Annotated in this window: 12 protein-coding genes; 6 read left to right on the top strand and 6 right to left on the bottom strand. The window is 69.6% G+C overall.

Annotated elements, in window-relative coordinates; translation table 11 throughout:
* Positions 1 to 162: 162 nt before the first annotated feature.
* Positions 163 to 4,047: a PGRS repeat-containing protein gene (locus tag AWC24_RS23255; RefSeq protein WP_163705496.1), complete on the top strand. Its 3,885-nt coding sequence runs from the start codon at positions 163 to 165 to the stop codon at positions 4,045 to 4,047.
* A 90-nt stretch (positions 4,048 to 4,137) separates the two neighbouring features.
* Here AWC24_RS23255 and AWC24_RS03170 read toward each other — a convergent pair whose 3' ends face one another.
* Positions 4,138 to 5,301 carry an acyl-CoA dehydrogenase family protein gene (locus AWC24_RS03170; protein ID WP_085082027.1) on the bottom strand — a complete coding sequence of 388 codons (1,164 nt, stop codon included), beginning with the start codon at positions 5,299 to 5,301 and terminating at the stop codon, positions 4,138 to 4,140.
* Between the two features lie 27 nt (positions 5,302 to 5,328).
* Between AWC24_RS03170 and AWC24_RS03165 the strand changes: the two genes are divergently transcribed.
* A complete protein-coding gene (locus AWC24_RS03165; RefSeq protein WP_085082026.1) occupies positions 5,329 to 6,297 on the top strand; it encodes a MaoC family dehydratase in 969 nt (322 codons plus the stop codon).
* A gap of 32 nt (positions 6,298 to 6,329) precedes the next feature.
* Here the strand turns inward: AWC24_RS03165 and AWC24_RS03160 are convergent, their stop codons facing one another.
* Genes AWC24_RS03160 through AWC24_RS03150 form a run of 3 tightly spaced genes read right to left on the bottom strand, consistent with a single transcriptional unit; the run spans position 6,330 to position 9,445 of the window.
* A complete protein-coding gene (locus AWC24_RS03160) occupies positions 6,330 to 7,490 on the bottom strand; it encodes an acyl-CoA dehydrogenase family protein (protein ID WP_085082025.1) in 1,161 nt (386 codons plus the stop codon).
* A 1-nt stretch (position 7,491) separates the two neighbouring features.
* Complete coding sequence (locus AWC24_RS03155) at positions 7,492 to 8,547, bottom strand: acyl-CoA dehydrogenase family protein (RefSeq protein WP_085082024.1); 1,056 nt, start codon at positions 8,545 to 8,547, stop codon at positions 7,492 to 7,494.
* A gap of 4 nt (positions 8,548 to 8,551) precedes the next feature.
* Positions 8,552 to 9,445 (bottom strand): alpha/beta hydrolase, encoded by an 894-nt coding sequence (locus AWC24_RS03150; protein ID WP_085082023.1) that lies wholly within the window; start codon positions 9,443 to 9,445, stop codon positions 8,552 to 8,554.
* A gap of 88 nt (positions 9,446 to 9,533) precedes the next feature.
* On the opposite strand from AWC24_RS03150, the gene AWC24_RS03145 reads away from it, so the two are divergent.
* Positions 9,534 to 10,766: an alpha/beta hydrolase gene (locus tag AWC24_RS03145; RefSeq protein ID WP_085082022.1), complete on the top strand. Its 1,233-nt coding sequence runs from the start codon at positions 9,534 to 9,536 to the stop codon at positions 10,764 to 10,766.
* Between the two features lie 56 nt (positions 10,767 to 10,822).
* A complete protein-coding gene (locus AWC24_RS03140) occupies positions 10,823 to 12,241 on the top strand; it encodes a WS/DGAT/MGAT family O-acyltransferase (protein ID WP_085082021.1) in 1,419 nt (472 codons plus the stop codon).
* Positions 12,242 to 12,347: 106 nt separating this feature from the next.
* On the opposite strand, the gene fadD12 is transcribed toward AWC24_RS03140, so the two are convergent.
* On the bottom strand, positions 12,348 to 13,985 hold the full coding sequence (gene fadD12, locus AWC24_RS03135; RefSeq protein WP_085082020.1) for an acyl-CoA ligase FadD12: 1,638 nt from the start codon (positions 13,983 to 13,985) through the stop codon (positions 12,348 to 12,350).
* A gap of 5 nt (positions 13,986 to 13,990) precedes the next feature.
* The gene (locus AWC24_RS03130) at positions 13,991 to 14,731 is read right to left on the bottom strand and encodes a 1-acyl-sn-glycerol-3-phosphate acyltransferase (protein ID WP_234807238.1); all 741 of its coding nucleotides are present in this window, start codon (positions 14,729 to 14,731) and stop codon (positions 13,991 to 13,993) included.
* Between the two features lie 159 nt (positions 14,732 to 14,890).
* Here AWC24_RS03130 and AWC24_RS03125 point away from each other — a divergent pair, with 159 nt between their 5' ends.
* Both AWC24_RS03125 and AWC24_RS03120 read left to right on the top strand, forming a co-directional pair.
* Complete coding sequence (locus tag AWC24_RS03125; RefSeq protein WP_085082060.1) at positions 14,891 to 15,739, top strand: arylamine N-acetyltransferase family protein; 849 nt, start codon at positions 14,891 to 14,893, stop codon at positions 15,737 to 15,739.
* An 87-nt stretch (positions 15,740 to 15,826) separates the two neighbouring features.
* Positions 15,827 to 17,674 (top strand): acyl-CoA dehydrogenase, encoded by a 1,848-nt coding sequence (locus AWC24_RS03120; RefSeq protein ID WP_085082019.1) that lies wholly within the window; start codon positions 15,827 to 15,829, stop codon positions 17,672 to 17,674.
* Positions 17,675 to 17,685: the final 11 nt, after the last annotated feature.

Genomic DNA, 17,685 nt, shown 5'->3' with positions numbered 1-17,685 from the left:
CGGCGATTACAGCAGAACCACAGGTTTAGCTAAGGCACCCACCAGCTACAGACAAGTTCAAAGGGGACATCACGGATGGCACAACGGCGTGGCTCTCGGCAGGCAGCAGCAGCGCGGACGCGGTCTCGGCGGCGGGACCGGGCGATCGGGGCTGCGGCTTCGGTGGGTGCGTTCCTGGCGTTTGGGATGGCCCCGTTGGCGACCGCGCCGGCTGCGCAGGCCGATGACTTCGGCCTGGATGCGTTCTGGGACTTCTTCGGCGTCGATGACAGCGGTTCTGAGTCGGGGTTTGACCTGTTCGACATCTCGACGTGGAGCGTGCCGGGCTCTGCTGAGGGCGGGCTGTTCGGCTTGTCGGACGCCGCTCACGCTGAGCAGTGGCAGGAGACGTTCTACCTGCCGGTGCACGGGATGTTGCAGGACTGGATCAACTCTGACTTCGGCGCGGGTGTCAACGGTGTGATCAACCAGGTGTTCGCGCCGTTCACCGACGGCTTCTGCGGGATGATCTGCAACGGTGCCGATGGCACCGCGCTCGACCCCGACGGCGAGGCCGGTGGGCTGTGGTTCGGCGATGGTGGTGCTGGTTGGTCGTCGAACCTTGACGGCATCGTCGGTGGTAACGGTGGTCATGCCGGTGGTATCGGCAATGGCGGTGATGGTGGCGCCGGTGGCCTGGGCGCTGACGGCGGCAACGGTGGACACGGTGGCGAGTGGTGGGGCAACGGCGGTGACGGTGGCGCCGGCGGTAACGGCACCGCCTCGCTGGCCGGTGGTAACGGCGGCAACGGTGGTTCCTCGGGTCAGGCCCAGGACTTCTTCGGCATGGGCGCGTGGGGCAACGGCGGCAACGGTGGGGCCGGCGGTGCCGGCTGGACCGGCACCAACGGCTCGGCGGGCAGCACGCCTGGGGCGAACGGCGGCAACGGTGTGGCCGGTGGTATCGCCGGTAACGGTGGTATCGGCGGTGACGGTTCGTCGTTCGTCGGGATCGGCGGCAACGGCGGTGTCGGCGGTGTCGGTGGTAACGGCGGCAACGGTGGCACTGGCGCCACGGGTGCGGCCGGCTCGTTCGCCGGTGGTGGTTCGGGTGATGGTCTGGCCGGTGGCGACGGTGGCGACGGCGCCGTCGGTGGTAAGGGCGGCGCCGGTGGCGCGGCCGGTGTCGGCGGCTCGGCCGATGGCACGGTCGGTGCCGACGGCGACGGCGGTGTCGGCGGTAGCGGCGGGCTCGGCGGCGACGGCGGTGGTGGCGCCGACGGCCTGGCGGTCAACGGTGTCGGTGCCAACGGTGCCGCCGCCGGCGACGGTGGTGTCGGCGGCAACGGTGGTGCGGCCGCGGCCGGTGGTGCAGCCGGTGGCGCCAGCGCCAGCGCGGGTGCGGCCGGTGTCGACGGTGACGGCGGCAACGGCGGCAACGGCGGTAACGGCAGCGCCGCCACCAACGGCGCCGATGGAACGCTCGACGCCGTGGGCAGTGGAGGCCAGAACGGCGGCGTCGGCGGTGCCGGCGGTAACGGTGGCGCCGGCGGTAACGGTGGCGGCGAGGCCGGCAACGGTGGCAACGGCGGTATCGGTGGTACCGGTGCGGACGGCGGCAACGGCGGCACCGGCGGTGCGCGACTTCACCCCGAAACCGACTCCGTGCACGGCCTGTACTTCACTCCCGGTAATGGCGGGGCCGGTGGCGCCGGCGGCAGCGGGGGTGCGGCCGGTCTGGGCGCGGCCAACGGTGACGACGGCCTGATCGGCGACGGCGGGAACGGCGGCACCGGTGGTGTCGGCGGTGACCTGGTGGACGTGACCGGGCACGCTTCCGTCGAGGGCCCGGCTGGTGCCGGCGTGATCGGACCGCAGGGCTCGGCGGGCCTCGGTGGTGCTGGCGGTGCCGGTGGTTCCGGTGCGACCGGCGGCAACGGCGGCACCGGTGGCGCCGGCGGTAGCGACCCGAATGCGGGCGGCGCCCACGGCGGCAACGGCGGCACCGGCGGCGCAGGTGGCGCCGGCCTGGCAAACGCGGACGGCTCCGGCGGCGTCGGTGGCGACGGTGGTGCCGGCGGTAACGGCGGCGACGGCAGCGCGATCCGCTGGGGTGACCCCAACTGGGCCACCACGTCCGGTGACTCCTCCTCCGGTCCGATCGACGGTGTCCACGGTGGCGCAGGCGGGGTCGGCGGCGCCGGCGGCAATGGCGACATCACCGGCGGCAACGGTGGTGCCGGCGGTGACGGCGGTACCGTCCTGTCACCGAAGCTCGGCGACGACGGACTCAACGGCGGTGCCGGTGACACACCCGGAGCTGACAGCGTCGGTGGTGCCGGTGGTGCCGGTGGTGCCGGCGGCGACGGCATCAACTCGGGCAACGGCGGTGCCGGTGGTAACGGCGGCGCCGGCCTGACCGGCGCCGACGGCAGCGACGGCGCCGACGGCGACGCCGACTCCGCCACCCAGGCGGGACTCAACGGCGGTGACGGCACCAACGGTGGTGACGGCGGCTCCGGCGGCAACGGCGGTAACGGCGGGGCCGCGGGCACCGCGGACGGCGGAACCCAAGGCATCGACGGCGTCGGTGGCAACGGTGGTGACGCCGGACTCGGCGGTGATGGCGGCAACGGCGGTAATGGCGCCACGTCGAGCAGCACCACCGATGCCTTCAACGGCGGTAACGGCGGTAACGGCGGCAGTGGCGGCAGCGCCGGCACGGCCGGCCTGGGCGGCACCGGGTCCACCAACGGTCAGGACGGGATCAGCGCCGGGATCGCGGGTAACGGCGGTAACGGCGGCGGCGGCGCGACGGACAACGGCGTCGCCACCAGCGGTCTGCGCGCCGGCAACGGTGGCCACGGTGGTGCCGGCGGCGCTGGCCAGGCCACTCAGGCCGGCGGTAACGGCGGTAACGGCGGTAACGGAGCCGACTCGTCGTTCACCGATGACAGCGGCGAGAGCTTCGGCGGTGACGGCGGCAACGGTGGCGCCGGCGGCAGCAGCATCGACGGCCAGGCCGGCCACGGCGGAACCGGCGGAACCGGCGGAACCACCAACAACAGCCAGACCCCGTCGTTCAACCAGCCGAGCGGTCACGGCGGCAACGGTGGCGCCGGCGGCGCAACCGTCGACGGCATCAGCGGTGACGGTGGTGACGGTGGCGCCGGCGGCAGCGGCAGCTACGCCGCCAGCGGCAACGACGGCGGTAGCGGCGGCAACGCCGGCCAGGTCACCGGCACCGGCACCGGCGGTCACGGCGGTAACGGCGGCGCCGGCGGTAACGGCGTCGACGGCCCATTGGGCGGTGGCGACGGTGGTGAGGGTGGCGCCGGCGGTAACGGCGCACTCGACAGCACCGGCACCAGCTATGTCGCGGGCAGCCAGGGTGGCCACGGTGGCGCCGGCGGCAACGGCGGTGACAGCACCGCCGAGGCGGGTGTCGACGCCACCTCTGGTGGTGTGGCGGGTGACGGTGGCGCCGGCGGTAACGGCGACATCGGTGGCAACGGCGGCAACGGCGGCAACAGCGGCGGTGCGGCTCCGGATGCCGGGTCCAACTGGATCTGGGGTACGGCCGGCGGCGCCGGCGGTGCCGGCGGTAGCGGTCAGGCCGGTGCCGGCGGTAACGGCGGTAACGGCGGTAACGGCGGTGCCCAGAGCGGCCTGAGCGACGGGGCGTTCCTGATCGGCAGCGGTACCGGCGGGGCCGGCGGCAACGGCGGCTTCAGTGACAGCGGTGCCGGCGGCGACGGTGGCGCCGGTGGTAACGGTGGTGCCGGCACATTCAGCGATTACGGTGCCCTTGGCGGCAACGGCGGTAACGGTGGCAACACCGACACCGGCACCGCTGGGGCGGGCGGCGACGGTGGTGCCAGCGGTGCCACCGACCTGGACGTCACTCCCACCCCGCCGAACCCGGAGACCGTCCACGGTGGTACGGGCGGCAGCGCCGGTGCGGCCGGGCAGACCGGCGGCTCGGGAGGAGGCAATGCCGGAACGGCCGGGAGCCCGGGCGGAGTCGACGGCAGCCCAGGGGCCGGCGGCACCGGAGGTACTCCGTAGTAGTCGGTTCGGCAGTTCGATCCGAGGCTGGCCTCCCGCACCTCAACGGTGTGGGGGGCCGGTCCCGTTCTACGGTTCGTCGCTATCCGCTCAGATCCCGCCGCGGGCAACCAATTGCGCGGCGATCACGTTGCGCTGGATCTCATTGGTGCCTTCGCCGACGATCATCAGCGGTGCGTCCCGGAAGTAGCGTTCGACGTCGTATTCGGTGGAGTAGCCGTAGCCGCCGTGGATGCGCACCGCATTGAGCGCGATCTCCATGGCGGCTTCGGAGGCGAACAGCTTGGCCATGCCGGCCTCCATGTCGCAGCGCTGGCCGCTGTCGTAGCGTTCGGCGGCATAGCGGGTGAGCTGGCGGGCGGCGGTGAGCTTGGTGGCCATCTCGGCCAGGTAGTTGCCGACGCTTTGATGCTTCCAGATCGGCTGCCCGAAGCTCTCCCGCTGCTGTGCGTAGGCCAGCGCATCCTCCAGCGCGGCGGTCGCCACCCCCAGCGCCCGTGCCGCCACCTGGATGCGGCCGGTCTCCAGGCCCTTCATCATCTGGGCGAAACCGGTCCCGGGTGCGCCGCCGAGCACCGCCGCGGCCGGCACGACGCAGCTGTCGAAGCTCAGCTCGCAACTCTCCACACCCTTGTAGCCCAGCTTGGGCAGATCGCGCGAGATCGTCAGCCCGGCAACCGGATTGTCCACCAACAACACCGAGATCCCGCTGTGGCGCGGGGTGGCCCGCGGATCGGTCTTGGCCAGCAGCGCGATCAGCCCCGAGTGGCGAGCATTGGAGATCCAGGTCTTGGACCCGTTGATCACCAGGGTGTCGGGATCGGCAGCGGGCACCGCTGAGGTCGCCATGTTCTGCAGGTCGCTGCCGCCGCCCGGCTCGGTCAGCGCCATGGTGGCCCGCAGCGCGCCGGTGGCCATGGCCGGCAGGTAGCGCTGCTTCTGCTCGTCGGTGCCGAACAACGTCAGCAGTTTGGCGACGACGGTGTGTCCCCCCATCGCTCCGGCCAGGCTCATCCAGCCGCGGGCCAACTCCTGGGTCACCAGGACATAGCACGGCATCGACACCGGGGCGCCGCCGTACTCCTCGGGGACGGCCAGGCCGTAGATACCCAGGTGCTTCATCTGTTCGATCCACGCCTGCGGGTAGGTGTTGGCGTGCTCGACATCGCGGACGGTCGGTTTGACCTCCCGATCGATGAAAGTCCGCACCGTATCGACCAGGATCGACTCTTCGTCGGTCAGCGAGAAGCTCATCGGTTCACCGTATGTCAGGATTCTCAGATGACCGACGCGCCCTACTTCGACGAACTCGATGTCGGCCAGGTGTTCGACGCGGCCCCGGCGATGACGTTGACGCCCGGATCCGCCGCCCTGCATCAGGCGATCCTCGGTGACCGGATGCGACTGCCGCTGGACGCTGAACTGTCCCGGATGGTCACCGGAGCCATGACGCCGCTGGCGCACCCCGGCCTGGTGTGTGACGTGGCGATCGGACAGTCCACGTTGGTGACCCGGCGCGTCAAGGCCAATCTTTTCTACCGCGGCCTGGCGTTCTTCCGGTATCCGGTTATCGGCGACACGCTGTTCACCCGGACCGAAGTCGTAGGCCTGAAACAGAACTCGGCCAAGCCCGGACGGGAGCGCACCGGTCTGGTGGCGCTGCGGGTGACCACCATCGATCAGGTCGACCGGTTGGTGCTCGATTTCTACCGTTGCGCGATGCTGCCGCTGTCACCGGACGCGGCCGACACCGGTCACCGCGACGACCTGTCCGCCATCGGCGCCGGCCTTGCGGCCCCATCGGATGTCACCGCGCACTGGGACGCCGAGGAGTTCCGGCAGCGAGTTCCCGGCCCGCATTTCGACCAGGCCGCGGGCGGCTTGAAAGGAGCCGTGCTGACCAGTACCGGCGACGTCGTGTCCTCCGCCCCGGAGTTGGCCCGCCTGACACTCAATATCGCCGCCACACACCACGATTCACGGGTGGCGGGTCAGCGGCTGGTCTACGGCGGGCACACCATCGGACTGGCGCTGGCGCAGGCCTGCCGCCTGCTGCCCAACCTGGTCACCGTGGTCGGCTGGCAGTCCTGCGACCACACCGGGCCGGTCCACGAGGGCGATACCCTCTACAGCGAACTGCAGGTGGAATCGGCTGCCGACAACATGCTGGGGTTGCGATCGCTGGTCTACGCCGTGGGCGAGCCGGATCGCCAGGTTCTGGACTGGCGTTTCACCGCCCTGCAGTTCTGAGGCCCCGCCGTCCGGCGCACCGTGCACCAGTGCTAGTGCGGTAGGTCGCGAAACGGTGCGTCGCGGTAGGGATCGGGTTCCTTGGGCAGCCCGAGGATCCGCTCGCCGATGATGTTGCGCTGAATCTGGTCGGTGCCGCCGCCGATCGAGGTGAAGTAGGCGTTGAGCGCCCGAAACGTCACCGCGTCGCCGACCGGATTCTCCGGTCCACTCAGCATCGACTCGGCGCCGACGATCTCGGTCTGGACGCGCGCGGTCTCGTGCAGAATCCGCGACATCGCGATCTTGCCCAGCGCCAGCAGGGTGGCGGCCTCGACGCGATCGGCGCTGGTCTTGGCGCGCTGGTTGTTCCAGCGGTTCACCGTCGACAGCGCCTGCACGCGGGCGATCTGCTGGCGGATGTGGGAATCGCCCAGGCAGCCGGCCTCGCGTGCCGATTCGACCAGGCCGTCGGTCTTCGCACGGCGGCCGCGGCTGGTGCGCGCGATGTCGCCCATCAACCGGCGTTCGTAACCCAGCGCGACCTGCAGCACCGACCAGCCGGCGCCCGGCTCGCCGATCCGGTTCGCATCGGGCACCCGGGCGTCTGTCAAGAACACCTCGTTGAACTCCGATTCGCCGGTGATCTGGTGGATCGGCCGGATTTCCACGCCCGGCTGGCGCATCGGCAGCATGAAGAAGGTGATCCCGTTGTGCTTGGGCACATCCGGGTCGGTGCGCGCCACCAGCATGCCGTAGTCGGCAGTCGTCGCGAACGACGTCCACACTTTCTGGCCGTTGACGATCCAGTCATCGCCGTCGCGTTCGGCGCGGGTGCGCAGGCCGGCCAGATCCGATCCCGCGCCGGGCTCGCTGTAGAGTAGGCACCATTTGCTCTCGCCGCGCAGCGCCGGGGGCAACAGTCTGCGCTGCTGCTCTTCGGAGCCGCGGTCGTGGATGGTGCAGGCGAACAGATCGCTCCGGTCGTGCCCGCTGCCGGGCGCCCCGACAGCAGCGAATTCAGCGGCCACCAACCGTGATTGCCGATCGGTGAGGCCGCGTCCGTAGCGGTCGGGTTCCCAGCTCGGCACGGTCCATCCCGCTTCGAGCACGGCGGTGGCGAACGTCGCCCGGTCGACATCGGGAGACCAGTTGGCCGCCAGCCAGTCCCGGACCTCGGCGCGCAAGGCGTCGTCGCCGATGCCGTCGCTCATCTCAGGCTCCGATCTCTCGCAGGTAGCGTTCACGGTGCCAGGCCGGACTGCCGAACAACTGGGCGTCGCCGCGGGCCCGCCGCAGATACCGGTGGGCGGGGTGCTCCCAGGTGAATCCGATCCCCCCGTGCACCTGAATGTTGGTGGCGCCCACAAAAACAGACGCATCCGAGCAATACGCCTGGGCAAGGGCGAGGTCGGCCAACCAGCCCGGCGAACCGTCGGCGACGGCTGCGGCGACGTGGCGGGCGGCCGACACCGCGGACTCGGCCTCCAACAGCATGTCGGCGCACATGTGCTTGACGGCCTGGAAGCTGCCGATCGCCCGGCCGAACTGGTAGCGGGTCTTGGCGTAGTCGCGGGCCATCTCCATGGCGCGCTTGGCCGCCCCGGCCTGTTCGCTGAGCAATGCCACCGCGGAGCGGTCCAACGCGGCGGTGAAAACCTCGACGCCGCGGCCAGGTTCACCGACCGGGGTGGCCGGCGCGCCGGCCAGCCGGACGGTGCACAGCCGGCGTGACTGGTCGACCGTGGTCAATGGTTGCACGGTGACGCCCGCGGCTGCGGTGTCGACGGCGAAGACTCCGGGTCCGGACGCGGTGTCGGCCAGCACATAGATCGAATCGGCGCCGTCGGCATCGAGCACGAACCGCTTCTCGCCGGTCAGCACCGGCGAGTCGTCACCGTGGGCCGACGTCGCCGGCCTCGCGGGCGGGCGGGGCGAGGAGCCCTCGGCGAAGGCGAGCGCGACCCGGGTGCCGCCGGCGGCGATCCCCGGCAGCACTGCTTCGCATTGCGCTGGATCATCCAGGGCTGCAAGGAGGTTCACGGCAAGTACCGCCGTCGACAAGTACGGACCGTCGAACAGCACCCGGCCCAGTTCCTCGGCCACCACGCCCACCTCGACCGGACCGGCCCCGGCCCCGCCGTACTCCTCGGGCACCAGCATTCCCAGCAGGCCCATCGCCGCCAGTTCGCCCCAGCTGTCGCCGTCGGCCTTGGCCATCAAGTCGGCGACCGCACCGCGCAACGCCTGCAGCTCCTCGCGATCGGCCACCAGATCAGGTCTCCTTGAAGGCGTTTCGCAGGCTCGCGCACTGGCTGGCGAAGAACGACCGCGAGACCGGCGCCTTGGTCAGCAGCAGATCGAATCCGTGGAACGCTCCCGGGACGGTTTCGACCTCGCACGGCACGCCCGCGGCCCGCAGCCGCTCCGCGTAGGCCAGGTTCTCGTCATGGAACAGGTCCAGCGTGCCCACCCCGATCCAGGCCGGCGCCAGCCCGCTCAGGTCTGCGCGGCGGGCCGGCACCGCGAGCTGCGGATCGGCATCGCCCAGGTACGACGTCCAGCCGAAAAGGTTGCTCCGCGGATTCCACAACCGGTAGCCGCGATCGGCCGGCAAGTGCGCGCTGCGGTCATCGAGCATCGGGTAGACCAGCAGCTGCAGTACCGGGCGCACGTCGCCGCGGTCGGCCGCCAACTGCGCCAACGCGGCGGCGAGCCCGCCGCCTGCGCTGGCCCCGCCGATCGCCACCCGCGTCGGATCCACGCCGGCCAGCCCGGCCAGCAGTAGTAGCCCGGCCCAGCAGTCCTCCAACGCAGCCGGGTATGGGTGTTGCGGCGCCAACCGGTAGTCGACCGAGGCGACCGTGATACCGAGTTCCTCGCTGAACCTGCGGCAGAGCCGGTCATCCTGCGCGGCGGTGCCGATGACGTAGCCGCCGCCGTGGATCCACAGCAGCGCGGGCGCCGGATCGGCGGAACGATGCGGCGGCCGATACACCCGCACACTGGCGCCCGACGGTAGGGGGAGCACCTCGATACCGCTGGGTGCGCGCCGGCCCTGCAGGCTGGCAAGGGCCCGAATCGCCGGCAGGGTCCTCGGCCCGATTCCGCCCCGCGGGAGGAATCGCGCGGCCCTGCGCAGATCTGGGTGAAACCCGCTGCTTACCATGGGCTCAGTATCGCTGTTGCCGGATCTTCGCCATCGGCAACCCGCCCGATTGCGGCTTACGCCGGCGTAAGCGCGGTACTCTCCGGTAATGACGGCAGCACCGCAGACCCCGAAGACGGGCTGGAATGTGACCGGCCGCCTGCGCTGGTTGAAGCGGGCGCGAACCGCGGACTACCTGCTCGCATTCAGCGTCGCTTCAGCTTCCCTGCCGGTGGTCGGGAAGCGGCTGGAGCCCTTGGGCGGAATGACCGCGATGGGGGTGTGGGGGACCCGCCACATGCCGGAGTTCCTCTCCAGTGCGGCCAGGTCGTGGCTGGCTCCGGGTGCCGCCACTGCTCGAAAGCAGGCGCGGGAGCAGACGCACGCAGTCTCCGAGGCCGCCCTGCGCGGTGTCGTCACCGCATCCGATCTGGCCGTCGAGTGGCCGCAACCGGAGCAGGCGCCGCCGGTGTGGAAGGCGCTGCAGCACCGCCGTCACATTCACCGCTCCGGGGTGCGCTACGGCAGCGACCCCGCCCAGGTGCTCGACGTGTGGGCGCCCCGCGAACTGCCGACGACACCGGCGCCGGTGCTGATCTACGTCCCCGGCGGCGCCTGGGTGCACGGCAGCCGGATGCTGCAGGGCTACGCGCTGCTGTCGCACCTGGCCGAGCGGGGCTGGGTGTGCCTGTCGATCGACTACCGCGTCGCACCGCACAACCGCTGGCCGCGCCACATCATCGACGTCAAGACCGCCATCGCCTGGGCGCACGCCAACGTCGACAAGTTCGGCGGGGACCGCAACTTCATCGCGGTGGCGGGCTCCTCGGCGGGCGGACACCTGGCCGCGCTGGCCGGGCTGACCGGCAGTGCGGTGGGCGACCGGGAATTCGCCGACCGACTGCCCGAAGGCGCCGACACCTCGGTGGACGCCGTGGTCGGTATCTACGGCCGCTACGACTGGGAGGACCGGTCCACCCCGGAGCGGGTCGCGTTCGTCGACTTCCTGGAGCGGGTTGTGGTCGGCCGATCGATCCGGCGGCACCGCGACATCTACCAGCAGGCCTCCCCGATAGCGCGGGTGCATCCCGAGGCGCCCCCGTTCATGCTCGTGCACGGCAGTGCCGACACCGTCATCCCGGTGGCGCAGGCACGTGCCTTCGCCGACCGGCTGCGGGCGGTGTCGCGCTCCAAGGTCGGCTACCTGGAGCTGCCCGGAGCAGGACACGGCTTCGACCTGACCGACGGATCCCGGACCGGCGCAATGAGTACGGCTATCGGCTTGTTCCTCAACCAGATTCACCGAGACCGCACCACGATCGGCGGCAAACAGGTCATCTGAACGGCGTCGGCTGCTGCCCGGTCGAGGTACTCTCGCTGCATGGGAAGCGGTCGGCAGTGAAGCGCCTCAGCGGGTGGGATGCCGTTCTGCTCTACAGCGAGACGCCGAACGTTCACATGCACACCCTCAAGATCGCGGTGATCGAGCTGGATGCCGACCGGCAGGGCTTCGACGTCAATGCCTTCCGGCAGGTGATCCACGGCCGGCTCTACAAGCTGGACCCGTTCCGCTACCAACTGGTGGACATCCCCGGCAAGTTCCACCACCCGATGTGGCGGGAGAACTGCGAAGTCGACCTGGCCTACCACATCCGGCCGTGGTCGTTGCCGGCTCCGGGCGGCCGGCGCGAACTCGATGAGGCCATCGGCCAGATCGCCAGCACACCGCTGGACCGCAGCTGGCCGCTGTGGGAGATGTACTTCATCGAGGGCCTGGCCGACAACCGGATCGCGGTGGTCGGCAAGATCCACCACGCTCTGGCCGACGGGATCGCCTCGGCGAACCTGATGGCGCGCGGCATGGACCTGGTGGCCGGCCCGAATTCCGAACGGGATTCTTACGAAACCGATCCCGCCCCGACCGCCGGCCAACTGGTGCGCTCAGCCTTCCGTGACCACCTGCGACAGTTGGGCAGGATTCCGGCGACCATCGGCTACACCGCGGCCGGCGTGCGGCGGGTGCGGCGCAGCACCCGCAGACTGTCCGCCGACCTGACGAGGCCGTTCACCCCACCACCGAGCTTCATCAACCACATGCTGACCCCGGAGCGCCGGTTTGCCACCGCAACCCTGGCGCTGGCCGACGTCAAGGCGACCGGCAAGCAGTTGGGCGCGACGATCAACGACCTGGTGCTGGCGATCTCGGCCGGCGCGTTGCGCAAGCTGCTGCTGCGCTACGACGGCCACGCCGACCACCCGCTGTTGGCTTCGGTGCCGATGAGTTTCGACTTCTCCCCGGACCGGATCTCCGGCAACCGGTTCTCCGGAGTGCTGGTGGCATTGCCCGTCGACGTCGACGACGTGCTGCAGCGAGTCGAAAAGGCGCGTGAGGCCGCAGATCTGGCCAAAGAGGCCCATCATCTGGTCGGGCCGGAACTGGTCAGCCGGTGGTCGGCGTATCTCCCGCCGGCGCCGGCGGAGTCGCTGTTCCGGTGGCTGTCCAGCCGCGACGGGCAGAACAAGGTGCTCAACCTCAACATCTCCAACGTGCCCGGCCCGCGGGAGCGTGGTCGGGTCGGCGGCGCCCTGGTCACCGAGATCTACTCGGTGGGTCCGTTGACCGCCGGTAGCGGCCTGAACATCACCGTGTGGAGTTACGTGGACCAGCTGAACATCTCGGTGCTGGCCGACGGCGCCACCGTCGAGGACCCGCACGAGGTGACCGGCGCCATGGTCGAGGAGTTCATCGCGATACGCCGTGCCGCAGGGCTTTCCGAGACGCTGACGCCGGTCGATACGGCGATGGCCCCGGCCTGAGCCGGACCGTCGGGGGCTCGCCCCGATTCGCCGAGCGTGCAATGGTTGCGAAAATCTTGGCGAAAACTAGCCGTCAGTACACGTTCGACGCGCCCTCGGCGGGCAATCAGTCGCCGGCCATCGCCTGCAACTCGCGCCGCAGCACCTTGCCGGTGTTGTTGCGCGGCAATGCCTCCAGGATGGTGACGTCGCGCGGCACCTTGTAGCCGGCCAGGTTGTCCCGGACGTGCTGCTTGAGCTCGTCGGGGGTGGCTGTGGTGCCCGGCTCCAACACGACGAAGGCGACCAGTCGCTGTCCGTAGTCGGCGTCGTCGACACCGATCACCGCGGCTTCGGCGACGGCGGCGTGCTTGGTCAACGCCTTCTCCGTCTCGATCGGGTAGACGTTCTCGCCGCCGGAGACGATCATCTCGTCGTCGCGACCGACCACGAAAAGCCTTCCGGTGGAGTCGAAGTAGCCCAGATCGCCGGAGGCCATGAAACCATCGTGGAACTGCTTGGACTCGCCGCCGGTATAGCCCTCGAACTGCGAGGAGTTCCGCACGAAGATCTGCCCGGTGACACCGTCCGCCACCTCGGCGAAATCGTTGTCGAGGATCCGGACCTCGGTTCCGGGCGCTGCTCGGCCCGCGGTGTCGGGCGAATAGCGCAGGTCTTCCGGTGTGGCCAGCGCGATCATGCCGGCTTCGGTTGCGTTGTAGTTGTTGTAGACGACGTCGCCGAAGTCGTCCATGAAGGCCGTCACCACGTCCGGGCGCATCCGCGATCCAGACGCTGTCGCGAACCGCAGTGAGCGGCACGGGTATTCGTCGCGGACCTCATCGGGCAACGCCATGATCCGGTCGAACATGACCGGCACGACACACAATCCGGTCGCGTCGTTGCGCTCCACCAGGTCCAGGGTCGCCTCGGGGTCGAACTTGCGCCGAGTGGCGATGGTGCAGCCCATCGTCAACGCCAGGGCCAGCTGCGAGAATCCCCAGGCATGAAACATCGGGGCCGCGATGACCACGGTTTCCTCGGTGTGCCACGGGATCCGGTCGAAGATCGCCGCGAGGTCGGCAACCCCGCCACCGCCGCTGCCGGAGCGCCGGGCGCCCTTCGGGGTGCCGGTGGTTCCGGAGGTGAGCATGACCAGGCTGCCGGTTCGGGCCGGTTTGGCCGGGCGCTGTCCGGTGTTGGCGTCGATCAGGTCGTCCACCGTCAGGCCGGGGATGTCGGAGTCGGCCCAGCTCGCCACCCGGACGCACCGGGAGTCGGCCGGTACGGCCAGATCCACTGCGGCGGTGAACTCCTCGTCGTAGAAGATCAGGTCGACACCTTCGCGGGCCACGACCTCGGCCAGCGCCGGCCCGGCGAAGCTGGTGTTGAGCAACAGTACGTCGGCGCCGATCCGATTGGCGGCGGCCAGCGCCTCGATGAAGCCGCGGTGGTTGCGGCACATCAGCGCGATCGCCTGCGGCGTCCGGCCGGGGAGCCGCTGCAGCCCGGCGGCCAGCGCATCGCAGCGCCGGTCGAGCTCGGTGTAGGTGATGCTGCCGCGCTCATCGATGACCGACGGACGGTCGCCACCACGCTGTGCGGCCATCGCGATCCCGACGGTGGTGGTGCCGCCCTCGCGGGCTGCCGCGGCGGCGATCCGCAGGTACTTGTCGGGCCGCAGCGGCGCCAGCAGCCCGGCCCGGCTGAACGTTTGCAGCATCGATCCGATCCGGGCGAGCCGGTCGAACGGTCCGGGGGCCATCCCGCTCAGCCCAGGACGGGGAGGCGGCGTTCGGCCGCGAGCTTGTCGAGTGCGTCCTGCATGACCGAGCGCACGTAGGCGTCGACGACGTCGATGTCGGGATCCTCACCGAACTCCGCGACGATGTCGATCGGCTCGCACACCTGCATGACGATCTTGGTGGGCAGCGGCAGGTTGATCGGCAGCACCGCGGACAAGCCGAAGGGGAACCCGAACGAGATCGGCAGGATCTTGACCCGCATCAGCTTGTCCAGTCCCAGCGCCTTGGCCAGTCCGGTGCCGCGGGACAGATAGAACTGGCTCTGCTGTCCGCCGATCCCGACCGTCGGCACCAGCGGCACACCCGCGTTGATCGCCGCCCGGATGTAGCCCTTGCGACCGGCGAAGTCGATCTTGTTCTCTTCCAGGGTGGGCCGGTAGACGTCGTAGTCGCCGCCGGGGAAGACCACCACCACGCCACCGGAGCGCAGTGCCTCGTCGGCGTTGGCGTGGTTGGCCGGGATGAAGCCGGTCTTGCGGAAGAAGTCGGCGGTGGCTCCGGTGAAGATGATGTCGTGGCTCAGTGTGTAGACCGGGCGTTCGTAGCCGAACTTGTCATAGAAGCCGGTGGCGAACACCGGTACGTCCATCGCGAACAGGCCACCGGAGTGGTTGGAGACCACCAGGGCGCCGCCGTTCGGGAACGAGTCCAGGCCCCGCACCTCCGACCGGTGGTATCCCTTGATCAGCGGCCGCAGCAGCCCCATCACTCGTTCGGTCAGGCCGGGATCCCACTTGGTGATGGGTCCGGGCACGTCCTCAGACCAGTCGTCGTCCGGTGTGTCCACCACGACCCCTTCAATTGAAACGTGTTCTAGTTTTACCCATGTTACCGGCTTGCGGTGGCCGTGGATAACATCGGCGAAATGGACGGGCAGTCGAAGGAGTCGGGCATCGACCTGCAGGCCTACTTCGACCGGGTGGGATACCGCGGCGGCACCGAGCCGACGCTTGCGACGCTGACCGCAGTGGTGGCCGCCCACGTCCGCCGCATCCCGTTCGAGAACCTCGACCCACTGACCGGGGTGGCGGTTATCGACCTGAGTCTGCCGGCGCTGACCGCCAAGCTGGTCACGCGGCGCCGTGGCGGCTACTGCTATGAGCAGAACGGCCTGCTTCGCGGCGTGCTGCGCGCACTCGGGTTCGGCGTCGAGCGATTGGCCGGGCGGGTGGTGTGGATGAACCCGGACGGCCTCGACGGCCCAGCCCACCCCGAGACCCACCAGACCCTGGCGGTGCGGATCCCGGGCTGTGACGAGCCGTATCTGGCCGATGTCGGGTTCGGCGGACAGACGCTGACGGCACCGATCCGCCTGGTCGCCGACGAAGTCCAGCAGACGCCCCACGAGCCGTTCCGGCTGCGCCACCACGCGGGCGGCTATGTGCTGGAAACGCAGCTCGGGGCGGCCTGGCGGCCGCTGTACACCTTCGGCATGCAGCCGCGGCCGCTGATCGACATGCAGGTGGGCAGTTGGTATGTGTCGACCTACCCGGAATCGAACTTCGTGGCCGGGCTCAGCGCCGCACTGGTGACCGATGACGCGCGGGTGAACCTGCGCGGCCGCAACCTGACCATTCATTCCCGCGGCGGCACCGAACGGGTGCGCTTCGACGACGCCGCGCAGGTTTGCAACGCGCTGACCGAGCGCTTCGGCATCGACCTGAGCGACCTCGGCGACATCGAGGCCAGGGTGGCGCAGGTACTCGACAGCTGAGGCCCGGCCCGGGCTCCGCGGCGGTTCAGGGGCCGAGATGCGCTGAAAGCCCGCAACTCGACGCGCGTCGAAGGGCATGCTTGAGCCATGGGTCACTACAAGAGCAATGTCCGCGACCTGGAATTCAATCTTTTCGAGCTGCTCGGGCTGGAGCAGTGCCTGGATCCGGAGCAGTCCGGGGGCGCCTTCGGTGACCTCGACGGCGACACGGTGCGCCAGATGCTGGCCGAAGCCGCCCGGCTCGCCGAAGGGCCGGTGGCCGAGTCGTTCGCGGAGAGCGACCGCCATCCGCCGGTATTCGATCCGGCCACCCACTCGGTCACGCTGCCCGACCCGTTCAAGGCGTCGCTGCGGGCCTGGCAGGAAGGCGAGTGGTTCCGGATCGGTCTGGCCGAGGATGTCGGCGGGGTGCCGGCGCCGGCGATGGTGTCCTGGGCGATCAACGAACTGGTGCTCGGCGCCAACCCGGCGGTGTTCATGTTCATGGCCGGTCCGATCTTCGCCAATATCCTCTACGGCCTGGGCAACGAGCAGCAGCGGCACTGGGCGGCCATGGCGATCGACCGAAACTGGGGCGCCACCATGGTGTTAACGGAGCCGGACGCCGGTTCTGATGTGGGGGCCGGCCGCACCAAGGCGATCGAGCAGCCCGACGGCAGCTGGCACATCGACGGCGTCAAGCGGTTCATCACCAACGGCGACAGTGATGACCTGTTCGAGAACATCATGCACATGACCCTGGCCCGCCCCGAGGGCGCCGGGCCGGGAACCAAGGGGCTCAGCTTGTTCCTGGTGCCCAAGTACCTGCCGGATCCCGAGACGGGTGAACCGGGCGAGCGCAACGGGGTGTTCGCCACCGGGCTGGAACACAAAATGGGCCTGAAGGTTTCGACCACCTGCGAGCTGACCTACGGTCAACACGACATCCCGGCGAAAGGCTGGCTGGTGGGCGACACCAGAAACGGTATCGCCCAGATGTTCCACGTCATCGAGTACGCGCGAATGATGGTGGGCACCAAAGCGATCGCCACCCTGTCCACCGGATATCTCAACGCGCTGGAGTATGCCAAGACCCGCATCCAGGGTGCCGATCTGACCCAGATGACCGACAAGACCGCGCCCCGGGTGACCATCATCGCGCACCCGGATGTGCGGCGGGCACTGATGATGCAGAAGGTGTACGCCGAGGGGATGCGGGCGTTGTACCTCTACACCGCGGCCCACCAGAACCCATCGGTGGCGATGCTGGTCTCGGGTGCCGACGCCGAACTCGCCGAGCGGGTCAACGACCTGCTGCTGCCGATCGTCAAAGGAGTCGGCTCGGAACGGGCGTATCAGTACCTGACCGAATCACTGCAGACCTTCGGCGGATCGGGCTTCCTGCAGGACTACCCGATCGAGCAGTACATCCGCGACGCCAAGATCGACAGCCTCTACGAGGGCACCACCGCCATTCAGGCGCAAGACTTCTTCTTCCGCAAGATCGCCCGTGACCGCGGCGTGGCGCTCGGCCATCTGGTCGCCCGGATCGAGGAGTTCCTCGACAGCGGCGATGCGCGTTCGGAGCTGGCCGACTCCCGCAAGCTGCTGGCCGCCGCGCTCGACGACGTGCGCGCGATGGCCGCCGCCATGACCGGATACCTGCTCGGTTCCCAGCAGGAGCCCCGCGAGCTCTACCGGGTCGGCCTGGAATCGGTGCGGTTCCTGCTGGCCGTGGGCGACCTGGTGATCGGCTGGCTGTTGTTGCGGCAGGCCGAGATCGCACTGGGCGCGCTCGAGGGTGACGTCACCGATAGCGACCGGGACTTCTATGCTGGAAAGGCCACCGCGGCAACGTTTTTCGCCGCCAACGTGTTGCCCCGACTCAGCGCGGAGCGACGCATCGTCGAAAGCAACGACCTGGCGGTGATGGATCTGAGCGAGGACGCGTTCTGACCGCGCGCTGA

The sequence above is a fragment of the Mycolicibacter senuensis genome (assembly GCF_002101885.1).
GTDB classification, from domain to species: Bacteria; Actinomycetota; Actinomycetes; order Mycobacteriales; family Mycobacteriaceae; genus Mycobacterium; species Mycobacterium senuense.
This window is presented reverse-complemented; position numbering and strand designations above follow the sequence as displayed.